The sequence below is a fragment of the Nitrospira sp. CMX1 genome (assembly GCF_054902215.1).
The window spans coordinates 1-6,207 of the sequence record NZ_JBUBKD010000026.1; the positions used below are offsets into that span (position 1 = coordinate 1).

Consider the following 6,207-nt stretch of genomic DNA (forward strand, 5'->3'; position numbering starts at 1 on the left):
TGAGAGGACTGTACCTTGCGTTCATTGTCGATTTTTGGGAACACCGCAGTCTTGCTCAACCGCCCAGCCTGGTGATAAGCGCTATTTGACGCACGCCCATCATCCTCGATAATCTTAAGCAACAACTGCAGCTCATTATTTCGAGCCACACGATCCGCATGGATGCGCAATTGAGAGAACCCGTCTTGGCCGTCCTCATGACCCTACTCCTGGTAGGGCTGTTCGCTTCCGACATGTATTCGCCGATGGCTTTCGCCGATCATGAGTTTTATGTGGTTGTTGTTTTAGTTGCCACTGCGTCGCGTTTTTCATGGATGCCGTCGATTGCTGCTGGTGTCGGTACCCTCCTTACCATGATTGGAGGGATCGGGACTCCATGGTTTACCAATTTGCCACCTTGGATTCAGATGGGGAACCGGTCCATCACGATTGTGATTTTGTGGGTGCTCGTGTGGTTTGCCTGGAAGCGGCGCCAGGCTGAAACAGCACTGCAGAAGGCAAATGAACATCTGGAACACAAGGTTGCAAAAAGAACTCAGGAACTTGCCACCGTTAATCAGACCTTAGTAATGGAAATCGCCGAACATATTCACACTGAACAGGCGTTGCGACTCTCCCAAGGGCGGCTTGCCGACATCCTCGACCTCGCCGAAGACGCCATCATCGTCACCGAACGTGATCGATCGATCACACTTTTTAATCAAGGAGCGGCGAAGTTATTCGGCTATGATCCGAGCGAGGTGCTGGGGAAGCCGATTGATCTGTTGCTGCCGGAACGATTTTGGATTGCTCACTCATCCTCCATCAACAAGTCTACTCATAATTCGGAATCGACTCATCGGATGGCACAACGCTGTGAGGTGGTCGGTTTAAAAAAAGATGGATGTGAGTTTCCTGCAGAGGCAAGCATCTCCCTGCTGAGTGTTGGTTCGAGAACCACGTTTACGTTAATCGTGCGAGATATCACAGACCGGCTGAGGACGGAGCGGCAGCTCCAGTCATTAACGGCTAAACTGATGACGGCGCAAGAAGAAGAGCGGCGGCGTATTGCCCGCGAGCTTCACGACGATATTAACCAACGTCTGGCCTTGGTCGCAATTGACATTGGGAACATGTTGTCCACCCCCTCCACCATGACTATCCAAGCACAGAAGACGATCCAATCCCTCAATCAACGGCTGGCCAAGATATCCGATGACGTTCGCCGCATGGCATACAAATTTCATCCCTCTATTCTGGACGATCTCGGTCTCACTGCCGCACTCAAACACATGGCCGATGAGTGGTCCGAAAAAACGGGGATTAAAACAGTCGTCGTGGGGGAAGAGATGGCCGATCCTTTACCGCGTGATGTCGCCTCATGTCTCTATCGAGTAACGCAGGAAAGCCTTGCCAACATCATGAAACATGCTCGCGCCGCGCGTGTGGAAGTCGAATTGACCTGTGACGGACAAGAGATTACGCTATCGATTCAGGATACCGGTGTCGGCTTCGATCTCAAGGATGCTCAAACGCGCCATTCCGGGTTAGGTCTTGTCAATATGAGGGAGCGAGTACGGTCCGTCCAAGGGCGATTGGACATCTCCTCAGAGCAAGGGCGAGGCACATGCATCAGTGTCCACATCCCATTTTCTGGAGTACGACATGAAGAAACCACGAGTTATCTTGGCTGACGACCATACCTTTGTGCTCGAGGGATTCAAAAAATTGCTGGACGTGCATTGCGAACTAGTAGCATCTGTTGAAGACGGTCGGGCTTTACTTGAAGCTGCTGTAAGCCTCAAGCCTGACGTCGTGATACTGGATATTTCGATGCCAAAGCTTAACGGTATTGAGGCAGCCAAAAAGCTCAAGAAGCAGGTCCCTGCAGTGAAACTGATTTTCGTGACGATGCATGCCGACATGGCCTATGTCGATGCAGCGTTCAGAGCCGGAGCGTCAGGCTATTTGCTGAAACGATCAGCAGCCACAGAATTAATGCAGGCGGTGCAGTCCGTGATGAATGACAAGTTCTACATGACTCCGCTGATTACAAAAGAAGTCATGACGTCATTCCTGAATCCAGCACAACCCCGTTTGGCCACGATCGACGACTTGACGACGAGGCAGCATGAGATTCTACAACTGGTTGCGGAGGGATTGTCGGCGAAGGAAATTGCCGACCAACTGAAGATTTCTCACCGCACGGTCGAGTTTCACAAGACCAGGATCATGGAACAACTCCATGTCCACAGCACGACTGACCTAGTCAAGTACGCAGTGACCCATGGCATAGTCACGACATCCTAAGACCTTCGGGCCTACTATAGTAGTTGGTTCACGAACACCTCGTAGTTTTTCAAATACCAGCCGGTAGTCTTTCTTTCTCTCCTCCCAACAGCGTTCGGCTACACTACGTCCGCGTGAACGTTTGTTACGTCAGCTCTGATTTGAGCAGGAACGATGCTTGTTCCCAACTCGTCTATGAACAGACGAGCGGGTGCCGTGATGCAGATTTGGTTGCGCACGCGCGGAGCTCAGGAAATGGAATCGAAATAAAAACAAGAATGCTGATCTTTCTTATACTTATAGCGTCTTCCTCATACTACTAAACGGGAGGTGGAACACATGGTCATTACGCGTAGGCAGTTCATGAAAACTTCTGCCGGCACGATCGCTGCCATAGCCGTGGCGGACAAAGTCCTGGCCTTGACGGCGCTTCAGCCGGTAATCGAGGTCGGTAACCCCTTGGGGGAGTATCCGGACCGATCGTGGGAACGGGTCTATCACGACCAATATCGGTACGATTCGTCCTTTACCTGGGTCTGTTCCCCCAACGACACGCATGCCTGCCGTATTCGAGCCTTCGTGCGAAACGGAGTGGTGATGCGGGTCGAGCAAAATTATGATCACCAAACCTATGAGGATTTATACGGAAATCGAGGCACGTTCGCCCACAACCCACGTATGTGCTTGAAAGGATTCACCTTTCATCGGCGAGTGTACGGGCCGTATCGTTTGAAGGGGCCCGTGATGCGGAAGGGGTGGAAGCAGTGGATGGATGACGGCTCACCCGAACTCACCTCGGAAACTAAGCGCAAGTACAAGTTCGACAGCCGTTTCTTGGACGATATGCTTCGGGTCTCCTGGGATACGGCGTTTACCTATGTGGCGAAGGCCATGATCATCATTTCCACGCGATACAGCGGTGAAGCTGGGGCGCGGCGTCTTCGCGAGCAAGGTTATGCGCCTGAGATGATTGAAATGATGAAGGGTGCAGGCGTGCGCTGCTTCAAGCACCGAGCAGGCATGCCCATTCTCGGGTTTATCGGCAAACACTCCAATACCCGTTTCAACAACAGCGTCCTGCCGGTGCTGGATGCGTGGATACGCAAAGTCGGTCCGGATCAGGCCCAAGGCGGTCGTTATTGGAACAACTACACCTGGCATGGAGACCAAGATCCTTCACAGCCATTTTGGAACGGCACGCAAAATTGCGACGTGGATTTGAGCGATATGCGTTTCACGAAGTTCAACACGAGCTGGGGCAAGAATTTCGTCGAAAACAAGATGCCGGAAGCGCATTGGAAGCTCGAGTCGATCGAGCGCGGGGCGCGCCTCGCGGTGATCACTCCGGAGTACAATCCGACGGCCCAGCGAGCCGACTACTGGATTCCCCTTCGACCACAATCGGACGGGGCCTTTTTCCTCGGGGCCTGCAAGATCATTCTCGATGAGAACATGCAGGACATTAACTATATCAAACAGTTCACGGATATGCCCCTGTTGGTCCGCACGGATACCCTCCAGTATCTGGATCCACGGGATGTCATCCCGAACTACAAGTTCCCTGATTTCTCTCACAGTTATTCCGGCCGGATCCAAGCATTGAAACCGGAGTATATCGAACGGTTAGGCGGCTTCATGGTGTGGGACTCGGCCAAGCAGCAGGCCGTCCCGCTCCATCGTGAGCAGGTCGGCTGGCATTTCGATAATAGCGGGATTAATCCGGCTTTGACGGGTACCTATCGAGTCAAGCTGTTGAACGGACGAGAAATCGACGCGCAGCCCATCTACCAGATGTATCTGATCCACTTCCAAGACTACGATCTTGATACCACGCATCAGATTACCCGCTCTCCCAAGGACTTAATCGTCCGTTGGGCTCGGGACTCGGGCACGATCAAGCCGGCGGCAATCCACAACGGCGAAGGGGTCTGCCACTATTTCCACATGACGACAAATGGACGGGCGGCTGCCTTGGTCCTGACCTTGACCGGCAATATCGGCAAGTTCGGCACAGGTTGCCATACCTGGTCCGGCAATTACAAAGTGGGAATTTGGAATGCGACGCCCTGGTCGGGTTCCGGCGGCGGCGTACACTTATCGGAAGATCCCTGGCAGATCAATCTGGACCCCAATGCCCATGGGAAGGAAATTAAGTACAAGAACTACTACTATGGCGAAGAGCCCGCGTACTGGAACCACGGGGATACGGCCTTGATCGTCAATACCCCGAAGTATGGCCGCAAGGTGTTTACCGGGAAGACCCATATGCCGACCCCCAGCAAGTTGCGGTGGGTCGTCAACGTTAATATTTTGAACAACGCCAAGCACCATTACGATATGGTGCGGAACGTCGACCCCAACATCGAATGTCTCATCACGCAAGACATCGAAATGACATCCGACGTCAATCACGCCGATGTCGCATTTGCCTGCAATTCGTGGATGGAGTTCACCTATCCCGAAATGACGGCCACAGTGTCTAATCCATGGGTTCAAATCTGGAAGGGTGGAATCAGGCCGCTGTACGACACCCGGAACGATGCAGATACGTTTGCGGGGGTGGCGGCAAGACTCGCCGAGATCACGGGCGAGAAACGGATGCGAGACGTCTTCCACTTTGTTTATGAAAATCGAGTGGACGTATACGCACAACGCCTCCTTGACGCGTCCAGCACCTTTTACGGGTATAGTGCCGATGTGCTCTTGAAGTCTGAAAAGGGTTGGATGGTGATGGTTCGGACCTATCCGCGGCACCCACTCTGGGAGGAGACCAACGAGTCGAAGCCCATGTGGACCAGATCAGGGCGCATCGAGAGCTATCGTGTTGAACCGGAAGCGATCGAGTACGGCGAGAACTTTATTTCTCATCGTGAAGGGCCGGAGGCGACCCCGTATCTGCCGAACGCCATCTTCACGACAAACCCGTATATTCGTCCGGACGACTATGGTATTCCCATCACGGCTCAACACCACGACGACAAAACGATCAGGAACATCAAGCTCTCGTGGGCGGAAATCAAGCGCCACACCAACCCTCTGTGGGAAAAGGGCTATCAGTTCTACTGTGTGACGCCGAAGACGCGTCACCGCGTCCATAGCCAGTGGTCGGTCAACGACTGGGTGCAGATTTACGAATCCAACTTCGGTGACCCCTATCGCATGGATAAACGGACGCCAGGAGTCGGCGAACACCAGGTGCACATCAATCCCCAAGCGGCCAAAGACCGCGGCATCAACGACGGGGACTATGTCTACATTGATGGAAATCCGGTGGATCGCCCCTACCGTGGCTGGAAACCGAGTGATCCCTACTACAAAGTCGCTCGGCTTATGATCCGGGCGAAGTACAACCCGGCCTATCCGTACCACGTGACCATGGCCAAGCACGCGCCGTATGTGTCGACGCCGAAATCCGTGAAAGGCCACGAGACCCGACCAGATGGACGAGCTATCGCCATCGACACTGGGTATCAGTCGAACTTCCGGTACGGCGCCCAACAGTCCTTCACGCGCAGCTGGCTCATGCCCATGCATCAAACCGACTCGCTTCCCGGTAAATCTGCAAACGGGCTGAAGTTTAAGTGGGGATTCGAGATTGATCACCATGCGGTCAATACGGTGCCGAAGGAGTGTCTCATCCGCATCACGAAGGCGGAAGACGGCGGGATCGGCGCCCGTGGCCCATGGGAACCGGTCCGGACCGGCTTTACGCCGGGCCAGGAGAACGAGTTTATGATTAAGTGGCTGAAAGGTGAGCACATTAAGATCAAGGTGTAACCGGAGGCCAATGGTCCAATCGGCAATGGTCAATCGGAACCGGATCTGGTTGGCCATTGCCGGTCGCCTTTACCAAGTGACTGTGACTTATTGACCGATGACACCTAACGGAGGAAACCATGCCTGAAGTCTATAACTGGCAGCTGGGCCGCAAGATGCTGT

The 6,207-nt window shown here is 53.5% G+C and carries 3 protein-coding genes; all 3 read left to right on the top strand.

All coding sequences use genetic code 11. From position 1 onward, the window contains the following. Nucleotides 1-158: 158 nt before the first annotated feature. On the top strand, nt 159-1,673 hold the full coding sequence (locus ACYX34_RS07485; RefSeq protein ID WP_462075931.1) for a PAS domain-containing sensor histidine kinase: 1,515 nt from the start codon (nt 159-161) through the stop codon (nt 1,671-1,673). Continuing rightward, nucleotides 1,645-2,289, top strand: coding sequence for a response regulator (locus ACYX34_RS07490; RefSeq protein ID WP_462075932.1), 645 nt, complete (start codon nt 1,645-1,647; stop codon nt 2,287-2,289). Before ACYX34_RS07485 ends, ACYX34_RS07490 begins: the two co-directional genes overlap by 29 nt. A 318-nt stretch (nt 2,290-2,607) precedes the next feature. Then, a complete protein-coding gene (locus ACYX34_RS07495; RefSeq protein ID WP_462075933.1) occupies nt 2,608-6,045 on the top strand; it encodes a molybdopterin-dependent oxidoreductase in 3,438 nt (1,145 codons plus the stop codon). Nucleotides 6,046-6,207: the final 162 nt, after the last annotated feature.

What these genes read in the sequence shown, in the direction of transcription:
- ACYX34_RS07485 (WP_462075931.1), top strand. Translation starts at nt 159, where the DNA reads ATGGATGCGCAATTGAGAGAACCCGTCTTGGCCGTCCTCATGACCCTA.
- ACYX34_RS07490 (WP_462075932.1), top strand. Translation starts at nt 1,645, where the DNA reads ATGAAGAAACCACGAGTTATCTTGGCTGACGACCATACCTTTGTGCTC.
- ACYX34_RS07495 (WP_462075933.1), top strand. Translation starts at nt 2,608, where the DNA reads ATGGTCATTACGCGTAGGCAGTTCATGAAAACTTCTGCCGGCACGATC.